Consider the following 15,986-nt stretch of genomic DNA (forward strand, 5'->3'; position numbering starts at 1 on the left):
GTCCGAATGTTTGTTTATAACGATAAGCGCTAACAAGATAATCACTAATTATTGGATGCTATAAGCGACTTTCCCTAAACTGCTCTGCAAGATGCCGGAGCGGTGAATGTCGAAACCTGAATCCGGCACGGCACAGGGGAAAAAGCAATGAACTTCCAGCAACTGCGCATCGTGCGCGAAACGGTTCGCCAGGACTTCAACCTCACCGAGGTGGCGAACGCCTTGTTTACCTCGCAGCCAGGCGTCAGCAAGCATATCCGCGACCTTGAAGACGAACTTGGCGTCGAGATTTTCGTTCGCCGCGGCAAGCGTCTGCTCGGCCTGACGCAACCGGGCGTCGAACTCGCCTCGGTGGTCGATCGCATGCTGATCGATGCACAGAACCTGCGCCGCATCGCTGACCAGTTTGCCAGCCGCGAAACCGGGCACTTCGTTGTCGCTACCACCCACACGCAGGCACGCTATGCCTTGCCGCGCGTCATCAAGTGGTTCAAGGCCGATTATCCGAAAGTACATCTGGCGCTGCATCAGGGCAGTCCGCGCGAAATCGCCGACATGCTCGAAAGCGGCACCGCCGACATCGGCATTGCCACCGAACTGCTCGACCAGATTCCCGGGCTGGTGACCTTCCCCTGCTATACATGGAGCCACGCCATCGTCGTTCCGCATGGGCATCCGCTGCTCGAACGGCAGGCGCCGCTGACGCTCGAGGCGATCGCCGAATACCCGATCATCACCTATCACGAAGGCTTCACCGGCCGCACGCATATCGATGAAACCTTCGCCGCCGCCGGCATCGTTCCCGATATTGTCATGTCGGCGATCGACGCCGATGTGATCAAGACCTATGTCGCGCAGGATCTCGGCATCGGCATCGTTGCGGCGATGGCCTACGACGCCGACAAGGACCGCGAACTGGCGCTGATTACCGCCGAGGGGCTGTTCCCGCCGAACACGACGCGGCTGGCGCTGCGCCGCGGCAACTTCCTGCGTGCCTACACCTACGCCTTCATCGAGAAGATCGCCCCCGAACTGAGTGAAGAAGTGGTCAAGGCGGCGATCAAGCAGCCGATCAACGGCGAGGGCTGAGCCTCGCCGGAGCTGCCGGCGAGCTGCTGGCCGGCTTCTCCGGCGACAGCTTCTTGCCTGCATCAGCGCTGTCGCGTGCCCGGCATGGCCTGGGCTTCGGTAGAATTCCGCAGATGAACGACGAATACTACATGCGCGAAGCGCTGTCGCTGGCGAACGCCGCCGAATGCCTCGGCGAGGTGCCGGTCGGCGCAATCATCGTGCGCGATGGCGAAATCATCGGCCGCGGTTTCAATTCGCCGATCGGCGAAAGCGACCCGACGGCGCACGCGGAAATTGCCGCACTGCGCGATGCCGCGCGGCGCGTCGGCAACTACCGGTTGCCCGGCGCCACCCTCTACGTCACGCTCGAGCCCTGCGCCATGTGCGCCGGCGCCATCCTGCATGCGCGCATCGCGCGCGTGGTCTATGGCGCGCGCGACCCGAAAACCGGCGTGCACGGCAGCGTCGTCGATCTCTTCGCCGTCGAACGGCTCAATCACCACACCTCGGTCGAAGGCGGCGTCCTTGCCGAGGAGTGCAGTCGTGCGCTTTCGGCTTTCTTTGCCGCACGCCGGGCGCAGCGGGCCAGCGCATGAGCGAGGCCGCCGCCGATGACGCTCGCGCAAGGGCAGCGACAGCGCTTCCGGCGTCACCGGCAGTCGCTGGGCCCGCTGACAAGGCCGACGAGGTGGCCAGCCTGTTCATTTCGCTGGCGCAGCAGACCCTGAATGTGCTCGCCGCCGACGGTCGTACGCTTGCCAATTATTCGGTGTCGACCGCGGCCAATGGCCCTGGCGAGTGCATCGACAGCGGTTGCACGCCGCGCGGCTGGCATCGCGTGCGCGCGCGCATCGGCGCCAGCATGCCCGAAAACACCGTTTTCCGCGGCCGGCGGCCGACCGGCGAGATCTACACGCCGGAACTGGCGCAAGCCTTCCCGCAGCGCGACTGGATTCTCTCGCGCATCCTCTGGCTGTCGGGCTGCGAGCCCGGCCGCAACCGGCTCGGCCAAGTCGACACCATGCGCCGCTACATCTACATCCATGGCGCCCCGGACTCGGCGCCGATGGGAATCCCCGCTTCGCACGGCTGCATCCGCATGCGCAACGCCGACATCGTCGAACTGTTCGAGCGGGTGCCGCCTTATCTGCCAGTGCTGATCGACTGATTGCGCGCTGGCGGCGCCGAAGCAGCCAGGCCTCCTGCTGCCTGGCGCCGCTGCCGATCGGCAGCGACCTCAGACGCCAAAGACCGTATCGACTTCGCCGATGATTTCTGCACCCGGGCCGAAACTGCGTTCGACGAAGCGCGTCGTGCCGTCGCGGCCGACGGCGATCAGCGTAGACGCGCGCGTTCCGTAAGCCGGCGAGCGCACGAAGATCGCCGACAGTCGCCGTTCCCACTCGCGTGAAACACCGGTCTCGGGCAGATGCTCGTCGGCGACGATTTTCTCATCCCTGAGCAGTGCAAAGAACGGATCGAGTGCGGGCAAGGCGGGCAGGGCAGCGGCGAATGCTGCCTTCGCCGTAGCGAGCTTCGGCCATGGTGTATCGAGCAGGTGGTTGGAGATGCCGTAGATGCCGGGCGCGAGCCAGCGGGTTGCACCGCCACGCTTGCTGCAGTAGCCAAGTCGCTGTCCGTCGCCGACGAGCAGGTTGCAGGCGCCATAGCCGGCCAGCTGCGGCGCAAGAGCTGCGAGATAGCCGTCGGCGGAGCATTTTCCCGACTCGTCTCCCCGCGCAAAAGCGCGCAGGTAATCGGCAACCAGGCGGCCACGCGATGGTGCAGCGGCTGGCGGCGCGGCCAACTCACGAAAGTTGGTCAGCGCGGCAAAACCCTGGCGCCAGGCAGTCTGCTGCGATTTGCCGGCGCGGCTGGCGCGCGCCGTGTCCGCGCCGCAATCCGCCGGCGCCAGCAGTGAAGCGCTGTCGATGGATTGAGGCCGGGTAATTCCCAGCCAGCTGCCACCGGCCTGCAGGTCACGGCCGCCGAATACCGCCGGCGCATCGTCCCAGAACGCCGCTGCGGCGCTCGGCCGGGCGAAGAACTCGTCGCGGTTAGCGGCGACCAGCAGCGGGTAATCGGGATGCGCCTGCCAGGCAAGAACGATCAGGCACATCGCGCTGCTGTAGGCAGGTGCAGATCGGCGCGTGTCAGGTGGAAGCGTTCGCCGCGAGCGGCGCCAGCGGCGACAGCGCCGCGTCGGCACCGTCAACGCCGCCAACCTTGAGCGAAGCGCGCTCGGCGGAGCTGTCCTGGACTACCGCCAGCGCATCGAAACCGCCGTCCGGCGCCGGTGTGCCGTCGACGATCATGCCGCAGGCGTGCTCGGGGCTGTCCGGCGACCAGAGCGCGAGACCGGCGACGAGGGGCGTCGCCGCATGCAGGCGGAACAGGCGGCGCTTGATCTTGCCGAGGTAGTGCGTTCGCGCGATCACTTCCTGCCCCGGATAGCACCCCTTCTTGAAGCTGACGCCGCCCAACTGGTCGAAATCGGCCATCTGCGGAACGAATTCCTCGCTCGTCGCCGCCGTGACCAGCGGCCAGCCGGAACGGATGTCGAGCCAGCGCCAGACCGGGCTGCCCGCCGGCCTGGCAAGGCTCGCCAGGGCTTGCCAGGTGGCTGGCGCGGCGGACGCGTCGACGGCGACTTCGTAGCGACCGGGGGCCAGACGCAACACCCAGCCGGACGCAAAAGCGGCAATGGCCAGATCGGCGGTCGGCACCGGCAAACCGGCACCGCTCAGCGCGGCTTCTGCCTGAACACCGGCAAGGCCGAGCTGAATGCGTTCAGCGCCGGCGGCGCCTTCCTCGACTTTCACCTTCGAGCGCAGCACGTAGATGCGCAGGCGCTTGGCAATCGCCGGCGCCAGATCGGCCGCCAGACGCAGTGTGTAGGTGCTGCCGTCGCGCAGCAGGAAGAAGCTGGCCAGCATGCGCCCCCTGGCGGTGCACCAGGCGGCTGGCTGCGCCGCGCCATCGGCGAGATGACGGACGTCGCTGGTCAGCTGGTTGTGCAGGAAGTCGCTCGCGTCTTCACCGGTGCAGGCGATCAGCGCGAGATGCGTCAGCGGAACCAGTACCGTCGCGTCACGCGCCGCGCGCAGTTCGCCGGCGAGGTCGCCGAAGTCGCTGATCTGTTCGTTGTCGATACGGGCGCCAGCGGCGCCAAGGAATGCTTGCCAGTCGGAATGAGTCATCGCGGTTTTCTTTTCGGATTTTGAGAAACAGTTTGGCGGGTTGGATCTGTTGCTGCGCCATCGCTGCGGCGCAGCACAACAAGTCAGCGGGAACAGACCGGTACGGGAGGTGCCAGTTCCGGCGGATGGGCTATTATATGCGCCGCTGCGGGCAAGCCATTCGACTGCCCGAAGCCCGGTCATTCCAGCCGTTTTGGCTGATTCCCCTTCTTTCCGCCTTCGCGGCCGCCGCGCCGGACCGATGCTCAGAACGCTCAAAAACCTCATCCTTCTCGCTGTGCTGCTGTTGGCCGCGCTGGCGGGTGTTTTCTACTGGTTGGTGTCGTCGCCGCTGAACCTGCCGCGCACGCCGCTCGAGTTCGAGATCGAGTCAGGCAGCGGCCTGCGCGCGGTCGCCCGGCAGATCAACGCGGCCGGCATTGCCATCGACGCGAATGTCTTTGTCGCCCTCGGCAAGCTCAGCGGCGCCGAGACCTCGATCAAGGCCGGTAGCTATGCGCTCGACTCGGCCGTCAGCGCCCGTCAGCTGCTCGCCAAACTGACGCGCGGCGACGTCACGCAGACCGACATCGCCTTCATCGAGGGCTGGACGCTGCGCCAGATGCGCGAGCGCCTCGATGCGCATCCGGACATTCGCCACGATTCGCGCGGACTGAGCGACCCCGAACTGCTGCGCCGCGTCGGCGCGCCGGCAAACTTTACCGTCGCCAGCGCCGAAGGGCTGTTCTTCCCCGACACCTACTCGTTTGCCAAGCGTTCCAGCGACATTGACATCCTGGCGCGCGCCTGGCGCGCGCAGCAGCGGCACCTGACGCAGGAATGGGAGGGCAGGGCATCGAGTTTGCCCTATCGCAGCCCGTACGAGGCGCTGATCATGGCGTCGATCGTCGAGAAGGAGACCGGGCGCGACGCCGACCGGCCGATGATCGCCGCCGTTTTCGTCAACCGTCTGCGCGCAGGAATGCCCTTGCAGACCGATCCGACGGTGATCTACGGTCTTGGCGAACGCTTCGACGGCAATCTGCGCCGCCGCGATCTCGTTGCCGACACGCCTTACAACACCTACACGCGCAACGGCCTGCCACCGACGCCGATCGCCATGCCGGGGCTCGCCGCGCTTCGCGCCGCACTGCATCCGGCCGACAGCCGTGCGCTGTACTTCGTCGCCCGCGGCGACGGCAGCAGCGCTTTCTCGCACACGCTCGACGAACATAACGCGGCGGTGGCGCGCTACCAGAAGGGCGGTGCGCGATGAACGCCAGCCAGCGCGGTCGCTTCATCACCTTCGAGGGCATCGACGGTGCCGGCAAGAGCAGCCAGATCGAGTATGTGGTCGGCTTGCTGCGCGCGCGCGGCCTGCACGTCGTCGCCACGCGCGAACCGGGCGGCACGCCGCTCGGCGAAAAGCTGCGCGAGTTGCTGCTGCACGAGCCGATGCATCTGGAAACCGAAGCCCTGCTGATGTTCGCGGCGCGACGCGAACATCTGGCGCAACTGATCGAACCGGCGCTGGCGCGCGGCGACTGGGTCGTCTGCGACCGTTTCAGCGACGCCACCTGGGCCTATCAGGGCGGTGGTCGTGGCCTCGACCGCGACAAGTTCGCGCAGCTCGAGCAATGGGTGCATGGCCATCTGCAGCCCGACCTGACACTGCTCTTCGACCTGCCACACAGCGTCGCGCAGGGACGCATCGCGGCGCAGGCGCGCGGCCTCGACCGTTTCGAGCAGGAGCGCGCCGATTTCCACGAGCGTGTGCGCGACGCCTATCTCGAACGGGCGGTGGCGGCGCCGCAGCGCATGCACGTGGTCGACGCCAATCAGACGCCGGCAGATATTCGTAAAGAACTTGAACAAACGATCGCAAATATTTGTTCATGAACATTATTTACCTTCACGCTGAAACCTGGAAACGGCTGCTGGCGCGGCGCGCGCAGCTGCCACACGCGCTGCTGTTTACCGGCCAGCGCGGTATCGGCAAGCTCGAACTGGCGCGCGCTTTTGCCGAACTCCTGCTCTGTGAGCGTACGGACGGCAGTACGGAAGGGCAGGCCTGTGGCCGCTGCGCTGCCTGCAACTGGCTGGCGCAGGGCAATCATCCGGACTTCCGTCTGCTGCAGCCGGCGGCGCTCGACGATTCGGCCGATGAGGAAAGCGGCAAAGGCGAGGGTGAAAGCGCTCGCCGCAAGCCGAGCGCGCAGATCACCATCGATCAGGTGCGCGCGCTCGACGACTTCCTGCACGTCGGCGCGCACCGTCGCGGCTTGCGCGTGATTCTCGTCAATCCAGCCGAGGCGATGAACCGGGCGACGGCGAACGCACTTCTCAAGTCGCTTGAAGAACCGATGGCAGGTGTTTTGTTTTTATTGGTTTCAAGTGAGCCAGCACGACTACTGCCGACGATCCGCAGTCGTTGCCAGGTGGTGCCGGTGGCGCGACCGGAAGCAAGCCTGGCCAGCGCCTGGCTACGCGCTGCCGGCGTCGACGACGCCGAGCGCTGGCTGGCCCTCGCCGGTGGTGCGCCCTTGCGCGCCGTGGCCATGGGCGACAGCGAAGGCGGTGGCGACCGCGAGTTGCTCGACGCGCTGGTCGGTGAACTCAGTCGTGGCGATCGCCTCGATGCACTCAATGCAGCGGCAGCGCTCGATCGCGTCGTCAAGGCGGAAAAGGCGCCGGCAGCGCTGTCGCGGCTGGTCGTCTGGCTGCAGCACTGGCTGTGCGACCTGACGCTGGCGCAGGCCGGGCAGCCGGCACGGCATTTCATCCGCGAGCAGCCGGCCCTGCAGCGTCTGGCGAAAACGGCCGAACTTCGACGCTTGTTGGCGTTCAATGCGAAGGCGATACAATACCGTTCGCAAGCCGAGCAGCCCCTGAACAGCCGTCTCTTCCTTGAGGACGTTTTCATGGGCTACGCGGCGATCTTCTCCGGGATATGAGCCACGCGATGTCCGACGCCAAAGCCCACGCCTCGCCCAAAGCCGCCGCCGCGCGGCCGAGTGTGCTGTCGCTGAACATCAACTCCAAGTCGGCGTTGTACGCCGCCTACATGCCCTTGCTGCGCAACGGCGGCATCTTCATCCCGACCTCGCGTCCATACCAGATCGGCGACGAGGTGTTCATGCTGCTCTCGCTGATGGAAGATCCGACGCGCCTGCCGATTGCCGGCGTCGTCGCCTGGATCACGCCAGCTGGCGCGCAGAACGGCCGCGCGCAAGGCGTCGGCGTGCATTTCAACAAGGACGAAGCAGGGATCGAAGCGCGGCGCAAGATCGAGGGCCTGCTTGGCGGCGTAATGCAGTCGAGCCGGCCGACCCACACCTTGTAAAGCCTCTTGATGCTTGTCGATTCGCACTGCCACCTCGATTTTCCCGAACTCGCCGAAAACCTGCCGCAGATCCTTGCCCTGATGCAGGAGAACGGCGTCGCTTACGCGCTCTGCGTCGGCGTCAATCTCGAAAACCTGCCGCGCATCCTGACGCTTGCCGAGGCACACGCGCAGCTTTTTGCCAGTGTCGGCGTGCATCCGGACAACGAAACCGCCGCCGAGCCCGACGTCGACGCGCTGCTGCAGCTGGCGGCGCATCCGAAAGTCGTCGCCATCGGCGAGACCGGTCTCGACTACTACTGGCACAAGGACCAGCCAGAGTGGCAGCGCCAGCGCTTCCGCCAGCACATCGCCGCCGCCCGCAGCTGCGGCAAACCACTGATCGTGCATACGCGCAACTCGGCGGCGGATACCTTGCGCCTGCTGCGCGAAGAGGGCGCCGACCGCGTCGGCGGCGTCATGCACTGCTTCACCGAGGATTGGGAAATCGCCAGCGCCGCGCTTGATCTCGGCTTCTACATCTCGCTCTCAGGCATCGTCACCTTCAAGAACGCGCTGGTGTTGAAGGACGTCGCCAGACGCGTGCCGCTCGACCGTCTGCTGGTCGAGACCGACTCGCCCTATCTGGCGCCGGTGCCTTATCGCGGCAAGATCAACCAGCCGGGCTACGTGCGCCACGTTGCCGAAGAGATCGCCCGTCTGCGCGACATTCCGCTGGACGAGCTGGCGACGGCGACGACCGACAATTTTTTCCGTCTTTTCAAGGCAGCCAAGCGAGTTTGAGTCGATGTCCCGTTTGACGCCGCTGGACTCTTGCGCTCAGACACCTGCCCGGCGAAACTGCCTCTGTACTCAGGAGAACAAATCATGAGAAAGATTCTTGTCGCCACTGCTTTCGCTACCGCGCTGCTGCTGCCGACACTGGCCACGGCTGGCGTCTATGAAGACATGCTCAGCGCGCTGCGTGCCGGCGATACGCCCGCCGCCATTGCCTTGCTCGACCGCGGTGTCGATGTGAATACCGTCGATCGCAGCGGTAACTCGCTGCTGATGCTCGCCGTGCGCGAAAACAACGCGGAACTGCTCGAACAGCTCCTGCTGCGCCGTGCCCGTCTCAACAGCCGCAATCGCGACGGCGATACCGCCCTGCGCATGGCTGCCTTCAACGGTCAGGACGTCTTCGTCAAGCGTCTGGTTGAGGCCGGTGCGGCGGTCAATATGTATGGCTGGACGCCGCTCGCCTACGCCGCCTTCAACGGCCATGCGACGATCGCCGACTACCTGATCCGCCACGGCGCCGAGATCGACGCGCGCAGCGAAAACGGCAGTACGGCGCTGATGATTGCGGCTCGCAACGGCCACAAGGCCGTCGTCGAGGTGCTGCTGCAGCACAAAGCCGATCCGACGCTGAGCAACGAAAACGGCCTGACGGCACTCGACTGGGCGCAGAAGTCGGCCAATACCGATATCGCCACGCTGCTGCGCGCGGCGGGTGGCGGCAGCGGTCAGAAAGTCACGATCGAACTGGCGCCGGCCGCCGCCGCAGGCATCGCTCCGGCAGCGCCGAGCGGAGCGGCTGCCGGAGTTCATGAATGAATTCATGAATGAATTCATGAAAGCCGCGCAAGCGACTGAAAAAATGGCAGAAGTTACGCAGATTCCGCAGGGCTGATCGACCCCGAACGGCGCGGCGGTGCGCGCGAAGACGCTTTTACGCGCCGGCATCGGGCGCCTGAGGCGGCAGCGCTTTTGCCACACTGCGCGCGTCTGCCGTGAGCGGGAGGCGTCGTCACCGGTGCTCCCCGGGTCAGCCCTTAAGGGCTGGCCCCAATTTCCCGGCAGCAGGATTTCTCCTACCCTGCGCAGGATGAATTACCGTCCATTTCCGTTTCGCGCGACTGCGCCGAACAGCCTTCCCGGGTTCTGCGCATGCTGACCACGCTGATCCTCATCTTCGTCGTCGCCTATGCGGCAATCGCACTCGAGCACCCGCTCAAGATCAACAAGGCTGCTTCGGCGCTGATCTGCGCCGGCCTGCTGTGGACGATCTACGCAGTCTCGCTCGGCGATACACATCTGCTCGGCGAACAACTGGGCGAGTCGCTGATGACGACGGCGCAGATCGTCTTCTTCCTGATGGGAGCGATGGCCATCGTCGAAGTGGTCGACGCGCACGACGGTTTCGAGGTCATCACCTCGCGCATCAGGACGCAGAAGCTGTCGACGCTGATGTGGCTGGTCGGCTTCGTCACCTTCTTCCTCAGCGCGATCCTTGACAACCTGACGACGACCATCGTCATGGTGTCGCTGATGCGCAAGCTGCTCGACAAGCACGATGATCGTCTGCTCTTCGCCGGCATCATCGTCATCGCGGCCAACTCCGGCGGCGCCTGGTCGCCGATGGGTGATGTCACCACCACCATGCTCTGGATCGGCGGTCAGATCACCGCGCTGGCCGTCATCAAGGGCGTCCTGCTGCCGGCCATGGTGAGCATGCTGGTGCCGCTCGGCATCAGCGCGTATCTCCTGCGTGGCCGTGCTGTTGTCGCGCCGCAACGCGTCGATGGCGGGAATGAACTGCCGAGCACGGCCTTTGAGAGCAATCTGATGTTCTTCATGGGCCTTGGCATTCTCGTCGCCGTCCCGGCGTTCAAGACCCTGACCCACCTGCCGCCGTTCATGGGAATCATGTTCGGACTGGGCATTCTCTGGCTGGTCGGCGATCTGCTGCATCGCAAGAAGCAGGAGGAGGCCAAGCAGCACCTGACGCTGGCGCATGCGCTGACGCGCATCGACATGGGGTCGCTCGTCTTCTTCATCGGCATCCTGCTGTCGGTGGCGACGCTCGAACACACGCATATCCTTACCGCGCTGGCGCAGTGGCTGGAGCAGACTGTCGGCAGGCAGGACGTCATTGTCATGATCATCGGCGTTGCCAGCGCGATCGTCGACAACGTTCCGCTGGTTGCCGCCTCAATGGGCATGTACAGCCTGAGTGACTTTCCGCCTGACCATTTCCTGTGGGAGTTCATGGCCTACTGCGCCGGTACCGGTGGTTCGATGCTGATCATCGGTTCGGCTGCCGGTATCGCCGCCATGGGACTTGAGAAGATCCACTTCTTCTGGTACGTGAAAAAAATCAGCGGCTTGGCATTGGCAGGGTATCTTGCCGGTGCGGCGACATATCTCGTCCAGTACCGGCTGCTGCATTGAGCGATCTGGCCCCCGCTGCGGCCAGCGCATCGCGTTCGCGTAGCTCCCCGGCGGGGGCTTGGTCGGGCCGCCTGCGGATTCCTCGTTGTCCGCAGGCGTTCTTTTATGTGATGCAGGTTCTGAACGCCACCTTGAGGGGGATCTGACCATGCTCAAATGGCACGCGACGGAAACGGCTACGGTAACGAACTACTTCGCTGTCGATCCGGCCAGTGGTTTGACGGACGTCGTGGCTGCCGAGCGCTTGCGCAGTTACGGCGCCAATCGGCCGAGTGCGCGGCCGGGACGAGGCGCCTTTCTCCGTTTCGTCGCCCAACTCGTCCAGCCGCTGATTCTGGTGCTGATCGCTGCGGGAATGGTGACCCTGTTTCTGCGTGAATGGGTCGATTCGGCGGTGATCTTCGGCGTCGTACTGGTCAATGCGCTGGTCGGTTTCATCCAGGAAGGCAAAGCCGAGGCCGCGTTGGCGGCGCTGGTGCGGGCAGTCGCCGCCGAGGCCACGGTCGTGCGCGATGGCGCGCGGCGTCGCCTCGACGCGATTCATCTGGTGCCCGGCGATGTGGTGGTCTTGGCCGCTGGCGACAAGGTGCCTGCCGACTTGCGGCTTTTCTCGGGCAAGGAGCTGCGTCACGCCGAGGCGGCGCTCACCGGAGAATCGCTGCCGGTGGCCAAGCACGTCGAGCCGCTGCCTGCCGAGACGCCGCTCGCCGACCGGCACAACATGGCGTATGCCGGTACCTTCGTCGTCGGCGGGCAGGGAACGGGCGTCGTCGTCGCCACCGGCGACGCGACCGAAACCGGCCGGATTTCAGCACTGATCGCCAGTGCTCCTGATCTGACGACGCCGCTGACGCGACAACTCGATGTTTTCGCCCGACGCCTGCTGGTGGCGATCCTGATTCTTGCCGTGCTCACCTTCGGCGTCGGCGTGCTGCGCGGCGAGTCGGCGCTCGACATGTTCATGGCCGCCGTGGCGCTGGCGGTGGGGGCGATTCCGGAAGGGCTGCCAGCGGCAATGACCGTCACGCTGGCCATCGGCGTCGCGCGCATGGCCAGGCGCCGCGCCATCATCCGCAAGCTCTCGGCCGTCGAGACGCTGGGCAGCACCACGGTGATCTGCTCGGACAAGACCGGGACGCTGACCGAGAACGCGATGACCGTGCGCGAGATCCGGGCCGGCGGGGAGCATTTCACGCTCAGCGGCGATGGTTACGCGCCCGTCGGCGGCATTGAGCGCGAAGGATTACCGGCGACGGTGGCGGGAGCGCTCAAGGAGACCCTGGTCGCCAGCGTGCTCTGCAACGACGCGCGTCTGGCGCAGGTGGAAAATCAGTGGACGGTGATCGGCGACCCGACCGAAGCCGCTCTCCTCGTTGCGGCGCGCAAGGCAAATCTCGACGAGGCGATCCTGAATTCGCTCTTTCCGCGCCGCGACGAACTGCCGTTTGACTCTGCCCGGCAAGTGATGGCAACGCTGCACGAAGTCGACGGCGTGTGCGTCGTCTATGTCAAAGGTGCCGTCGAGAAGCTGCTTGGCGCCTGCGCCGGCAGGCTTGATCGTCAGGGACGCGAGGTGCCGCTTGCCGGGGAAGACGTCCAGGCGGCGGCGCTGCGCATGGCGGAGGCCGGCTTGCGCGTGCTCGCCCTTGCCCGCTCCGAACTGTCCCCGACGCAGGTACTCGAGCATGAGCATCTGGGCAGCGGCCTGGTCTTTCTCGGTCTGATCGGCATGATCGATCCACCGCGCAGCAGCGCCGCTGCCGCGGTGCGCGCGTGTCACGCGGCGGGAATCCGGGTCAAGATGATCACCGGCGACCACCCCGGAACCGCCGTCGCCATCGCCCGTCAGCTCGGCATTGCCGACGCCGGAACCTGCGCACTGACCGGCCAGGAGCTGGCCAGACTGGACGACGACGGCTTGCGCCAGGCAGCGGCGACGGTCAACGTGTTCGCCCGCGTCGAGCCCGAGCAGAAGCTGCGGCTGGTGAAAGCCTTGCAGGCCGATGGCGAGGTCGTGGCGATGACCGGCGACGGCGTGAACGACGCGCCGGCGCTGAAACAGGCCGATATCGGCGTCGCCATGGGGCTTGGCGGTACCGAAGTCGCCAAGGAAGCCGCCGAAATGGTGCTGACCGACGACAACTTCGCGACGATCGAGGCTGCGGTCGAGGAGGGGCGTGGCATCTACGACAACCTCGTCAAGTTCATCGTGTGGACGATTCCGACCAATGCCGGCGAGGGACTGGTGATCCTGGCCGCCATTCTTGCGGGTTCGACGCTGCCGATCACGCCGCTGCAGATCCTGTGGATCAACATGACGACGGCCATCCTGCTCGGCATGATGCTGGCCTTCGAACCGGCAGAGCAGGGCATCATGCAGCGGCCACCGCGCGCACCGTCGGCGCCGATTCTCGATCGACCGCTGTTGCTGCGCATCCTGCTGGTCAGCATCCTGCTCCTGAGCGGTGCTTTCGGTCTGTTCGAGCTGGCCCTGCAGCGCGGGCAGTCGCTTGCCGAAGCGCGAACGATCGCCGCCAACGTCTTTGTTCTGGTCGAGACGCTGTATCTCTTCAATTGCCGATCGCTGAGCCGTCCTTTCTGGTCGATCGGTGCCTTCGCCAATCCATGGGTGTGGGCCGGCAGCGGGGCGATGCTGCTGCTGCAACTGGCATTCACCTATGTTCCGGTAATGAACAGCATTTTCCAGACCGCGCCGATCGGCCTTTCCGATTGGGCGACTATCGGCGCCTTTGCCGTCTTTTGCGCAGCAGCCGTCGAGCTGGAAAAGCGCTGGCGCCTGGCCAGCGCCTGCCGTCCGCCGGCGCTATCGGCAGGCAGATGATCGACATCGCCTTGCTCGCAAGCGACCTGGCCTGGCCTCTTACCATTCTGATCGCCTGGCTTGCCGGAGAACTTGCGCATCAGACATGGAAAATCCCGCGCATCAGCATTTATGCGCTGGTCGGCTTTGTGTTCGGGCCGGCACAGCTGGCTGTCTTGCCGCACAGCCAGTCCGCATCAATGCTGCTGCTCGCCAACATCGCTTTCGGACTGATCCTGTTTGAATGTGGATACCGGATCAATCTGCGCTGGCTGTTGGCCAACCCATGGATCGGTGCAACGAGTCTTGCCGAGGCGTTACTGACATTTCTGGCGGTGTACTTTCTTGCCAGCTGCTTCGAGCTGCCTGCGTCGACTGCCTTGCTGCTGGCTGCGCTGTCGATGGCAACATCGCCGGCGACCATTGTCCGGGTAGTCAATGAACAACGCAGTTCCGGCCAGGTTACCGAACGGGTCCTGCATCTTTCCGCGCTGAATTGCGTGCTGGCCGTTCTCGTTTTCAAGATCATTGTCGGACTCGTGGTATTCGAGACTTCCGGCAGCCTCTGGGAAGCCAGCTACAACAGCCTGATTGTCCTCTCGGTCTCGGTGATTATTGGGGCGAGCGCCGGATTCGCCGTCCCTGCGCTGCTGCGCTTCACGCATCGCACCAATCAGGACAGCACGCTTGCCTTTACCATCTCGATCATCTGTCTGGTTGCGCTGGCGCACAGCCTGAAGCTGTCGCCGGTCCTGGCGGCGCTGACCTTTGGACTGTCTGCCCGCCATCGGCGTATCGTCTTCAACTCTTCGCAGCGCGGCTTCGGCACGCTGGGCGATCTGCTCTCGGTGCTGCTGTTCGTCTTCATTGCAGCGACGCTGGAGTGGCGGCAGGTCGTCGCCGGGATCGGTCTGGGCCTCGCCATCATTGCCGTGCGCCAGCTCGCCAAAATCATTGGCATCGGCATCTTCGCCCGAATCAGCGGGATTTCCTTGCGCAAGGGCTTGCTGGTCGGCATGGCAAGCACGCCGATCTCGGCTTTTGTGATTCTGGTTCTCGAGCAAACCCGCTATCTGGGAATCAACCTCGTCGAAGAACTCGCGCCACTGGCGGCAGCGGCGCTGATTCTCGAAGTGCTCGGCCCGATATTCATCCAGCGCGCGCTGATCTGGGCGCATGAAGTGCCCGACGCCGAGGAGCCTGCGCGTGCCCCTTGAAAAATTCAGGACCTCGCAAGCATTGACGCTGGGCGTCGAGCTGGAACTGCAACTGGTCAGCCTGAGCGATCTCGACCTGGCTGCCGCCAGCCCGGACATGCTGGAATTGTTGCGACGCAAGTCGTTTCCGGGAAGTGTGACGCCGGAAGTGACGGAAAGCATGATCGAGGTCGCCACCGATATTCACGAAAGATATCCGGAGCTGCTGGCCCAGTTGCTGACCATGCGCGACACCCTCATCGGCGCCGGAGATCGTCTCAATATCGGAATTTGCGGTGGTGGCACACACCCTTTCCAGCTGTGGTCCGAACGGCGGATTTTCCGGAAACCCCGCTTCAGGGAAGTCTCGATGCTCTATGGCTACCTGAGCAAGCAGTTCACCATTTTTGGTCAGCACGTTCATGTCGGCTGCGTCAGCGGTGACGAAGCGCTGTTCCTTCTGCATGCCTTGAACAGATATGTTCCGCATTTCATCGCCTTGTCGGCATCGTCACCGTTCGTCCAAGGCCACGATACCTTGTTCAATTCGGCCCGGCTGAACTCCGTTTTTGCCTTCCCGCTCAGCGGGCGCGCGCCCTTCGTCCTGCGCTGGGATGATTTTGCCGAACAGTATTTCGCGAAGATGGAACACACCGGGGTCGTCAAAAGCATGAAGGACTTCTACTGGGACATTCGCCCCAAGCCCGAATACGGAACGATCGAACTGCGCGTATGCGACACGCCGCTCTCGGTCGAACGCGCTGCCGCTCTGGCGTGCTACCTGCAGGCACTGTGCAGCTATCTGCTCGAGCGTAACGAAGCCGAGCCTGCTGAAGACGACTATCTGGTGTACAACTACAACCGTTTTCAGGCCTGCCGCTTTGGCCTGGACGGCAGCATCGTGCATCCGAAAACCTATGAACAAATCTCTCTGCGCGAGGACATCCTGACAACGATACGGCGCATCCAGTCCCGCGCCGACGCGCTTGGATGCTCACCGGCACTGGAGGACATCTACCGGATCACGCATGCCGGCAGTGACGCAAGCTATCTGCGCCGGGAGTATGCCGAGCGCGGAAGCGTTGAGGGTATGGTCGACTCTGCGCTGCTCGTTTTCCGCGGCGATGCTTCCAGCCAGGAGTCGTTTTCAAGTGGGGTCTGAG

15 protein-coding genes are annotated in these 15,986 nt (G+C 64.5%); 13 read left to right on the forward strand and 2 right to left on the reverse strand.

Annotated elements, in window-relative coordinates:
- The first annotated feature begins 147 nt into the window (after nucleotides 1-147).
- From GGD90_RS13185 to GGD90_RS13195, 3 genes are all read left to right on the forward strand, one after another.
- The gene (locus tag GGD90_RS13185) at nucleotides 148-1,089 is read left to right on the forward strand and encodes a CysB family HTH-type transcriptional regulator (protein ID WP_153117471.1); all 942 of its coding nucleotides are present in this window, start codon (nucleotides 148-150) and stop codon (nucleotides 1,087-1,089) included.
- A gap of 113 nt (nucleotides 1,090-1,202) precedes the next feature.
- Complete coding sequence (tadA, locus tag GGD90_RS13190) at nucleotides 1,203-1,667, forward strand: tRNA adenosine(34) deaminase TadA (RefSeq protein WP_153117470.1); 465 nt, start codon at nucleotides 1,203-1,205, stop codon at nucleotides 1,665-1,667.
- Nucleotides 1,664-2,239 (forward strand): L,D-transpeptidase, encoded by a 576-nt coding sequence (locus GGD90_RS13195; protein WP_153117469.1) that lies wholly within the window; start codon nucleotides 1,664-1,666, stop codon nucleotides 2,237-2,239. The genes tadA and GGD90_RS13195 overlap by 4 nt, the downstream gene beginning before the upstream one ends.
- Nucleotides 2,240-2,308: 69 nt before the next feature.
- Here the strand turns inward: GGD90_RS13195 and GGD90_RS13200 are convergent, their stop codons facing one another.
- Nucleotides 2,309-3,190 carry an NRDE family protein gene (locus GGD90_RS13200; RefSeq protein ID WP_153117468.1) on the reverse strand — a complete coding sequence of 294 codons (882 nt, stop codon included), beginning with the start codon at nucleotides 3,188-3,190 and terminating at the stop codon, nucleotides 2,309-2,311.
- 34 nt (nucleotides 3,191-3,224) lie between these two features.
- Nucleotides 3,225-4,271 (reverse strand): CAF17-like 4Fe-4S cluster assembly/insertion protein YgfZ, encoded by a 1,047-nt coding sequence (gene ygfZ / locus GGD90_RS13205; RefSeq protein WP_153117467.1) that lies wholly within the window; start codon nucleotides 4,269-4,271, stop codon nucleotides 3,225-3,227.
- 241 nt (nucleotides 4,272-4,512) lie between these two features.
- Here ygfZ and mltG point away from each other — a divergent pair, with 241 nt between their 5' ends.
- The 10 genes from mltG (at nucleotide 4,513) to GGD90_RS13255 (ending at nucleotide 15,985) form a co-directional block, all read left to right on the forward strand.
- Nucleotides 4,513-5,526: an endolytic transglycosylase MltG gene (mltG, locus tag GGD90_RS13210; RefSeq protein ID WP_153117466.1), complete on the forward strand. Its 1,014-nt coding sequence runs from the start codon at nucleotides 4,513-4,515 to the stop codon at nucleotides 5,524-5,526.
- Nucleotides 5,523-6,149 (forward strand): dTMP kinase, encoded by a 627-nt coding sequence (tmk, locus tag GGD90_RS13215; RefSeq protein WP_153117465.1) that lies wholly within the window; start codon nucleotides 5,523-5,525, stop codon nucleotides 6,147-6,149. The genes mltG and tmk overlap by 4 nt, the downstream gene beginning before the upstream one ends.
- Nucleotides 6,146-7,204 (forward strand): DNA polymerase III subunit delta', encoded by a 1,059-nt coding sequence (holB, locus tag GGD90_RS13220; RefSeq protein ID WP_153117464.1) that lies wholly within the window; start codon nucleotides 6,146-6,148, stop codon nucleotides 7,202-7,204. The genes tmk and holB overlap by 4 nt, the downstream gene beginning before the upstream one ends.
- A gap of 8 nt (nucleotides 7,205-7,212) precedes the next feature.
- On the forward strand, nucleotides 7,213-7,593 hold the full coding sequence (locus GGD90_RS13225) for a PilZ domain-containing protein (protein ID WP_153117463.1): 381 nt from the start codon (nucleotides 7,213-7,215) through the stop codon (nucleotides 7,591-7,593).
- A 9-nt stretch (nucleotides 7,594-7,602) separates the two neighbouring features.
- Entirely contained in the window at nucleotides 7,603-8,376 is a 774-nt protein-coding gene (locus tag GGD90_RS13230; RefSeq protein WP_153117462.1) for a TatD family hydrolase, read from the forward strand.
- A gap of 84 nt (nucleotides 8,377-8,460) precedes the next feature.
- Nucleotides 8,461-9,189 carry an ankyrin repeat domain-containing protein gene (locus GGD90_RS13235; RefSeq protein ID WP_153117461.1) on the forward strand — a complete coding sequence of 243 codons (729 nt, stop codon included), beginning with the start codon at nucleotides 8,461-8,463 and terminating at the stop codon, nucleotides 9,187-9,189.
- Between the two features lie 333 nt (nucleotides 9,190-9,522).
- The gene (gene nhaD, locus GGD90_RS13240; RefSeq protein ID WP_153117460.1) at nucleotides 9,523-10,806 is read left to right on the forward strand and encodes a sodium:proton antiporter NhaD; all 1,284 of its coding nucleotides are present in this window, start codon (nucleotides 9,523-9,525) and stop codon (nucleotides 10,804-10,806) included.
- 148 nt (nucleotides 10,807-10,954) lie between these two features.
- Nucleotides 10,955-13,648 carry an HAD-IC family P-type ATPase gene (locus GGD90_RS13245; RefSeq protein ID WP_153117459.1) on the forward strand — a complete coding sequence of 898 codons (2,694 nt, stop codon included), beginning with the start codon at nucleotides 10,955-10,957 and terminating at the stop codon, nucleotides 13,646-13,648.
- Nucleotides 13,645-14,844 carry a cation:proton antiporter gene (locus GGD90_RS13250; RefSeq protein ID WP_153117537.1) on the forward strand — a complete coding sequence of 400 codons (1,200 nt, stop codon included), beginning with the start codon at nucleotides 13,645-13,647 and terminating at the stop codon, nucleotides 14,842-14,844. The genes GGD90_RS13245 and GGD90_RS13250 overlap by 4 nt, the downstream gene beginning before the upstream one ends.
- Nucleotides 14,834-15,985 (forward strand): YbdK family carboxylate-amine ligase, encoded by a 1,152-nt coding sequence (locus GGD90_RS13255; protein WP_153117458.1) that lies wholly within the window; start codon nucleotides 14,834-14,836, stop codon nucleotides 15,983-15,985. Before GGD90_RS13250 ends, GGD90_RS13255 begins: the two co-directional genes overlap by 11 nt.
- The last annotated feature ends 1 nt before the right edge of the window (nucleotide 15,986 follow it).

Origin of the sequence: Rhodocyclus tenuis (assembly GCF_014197755.1) — a bacterium.
Lineage (GTDB): Bacteria > Pseudomonadota > Gammaproteobacteria > Burkholderiales > Rhodocyclaceae > Rhodocyclus > Rhodocyclus tenuis.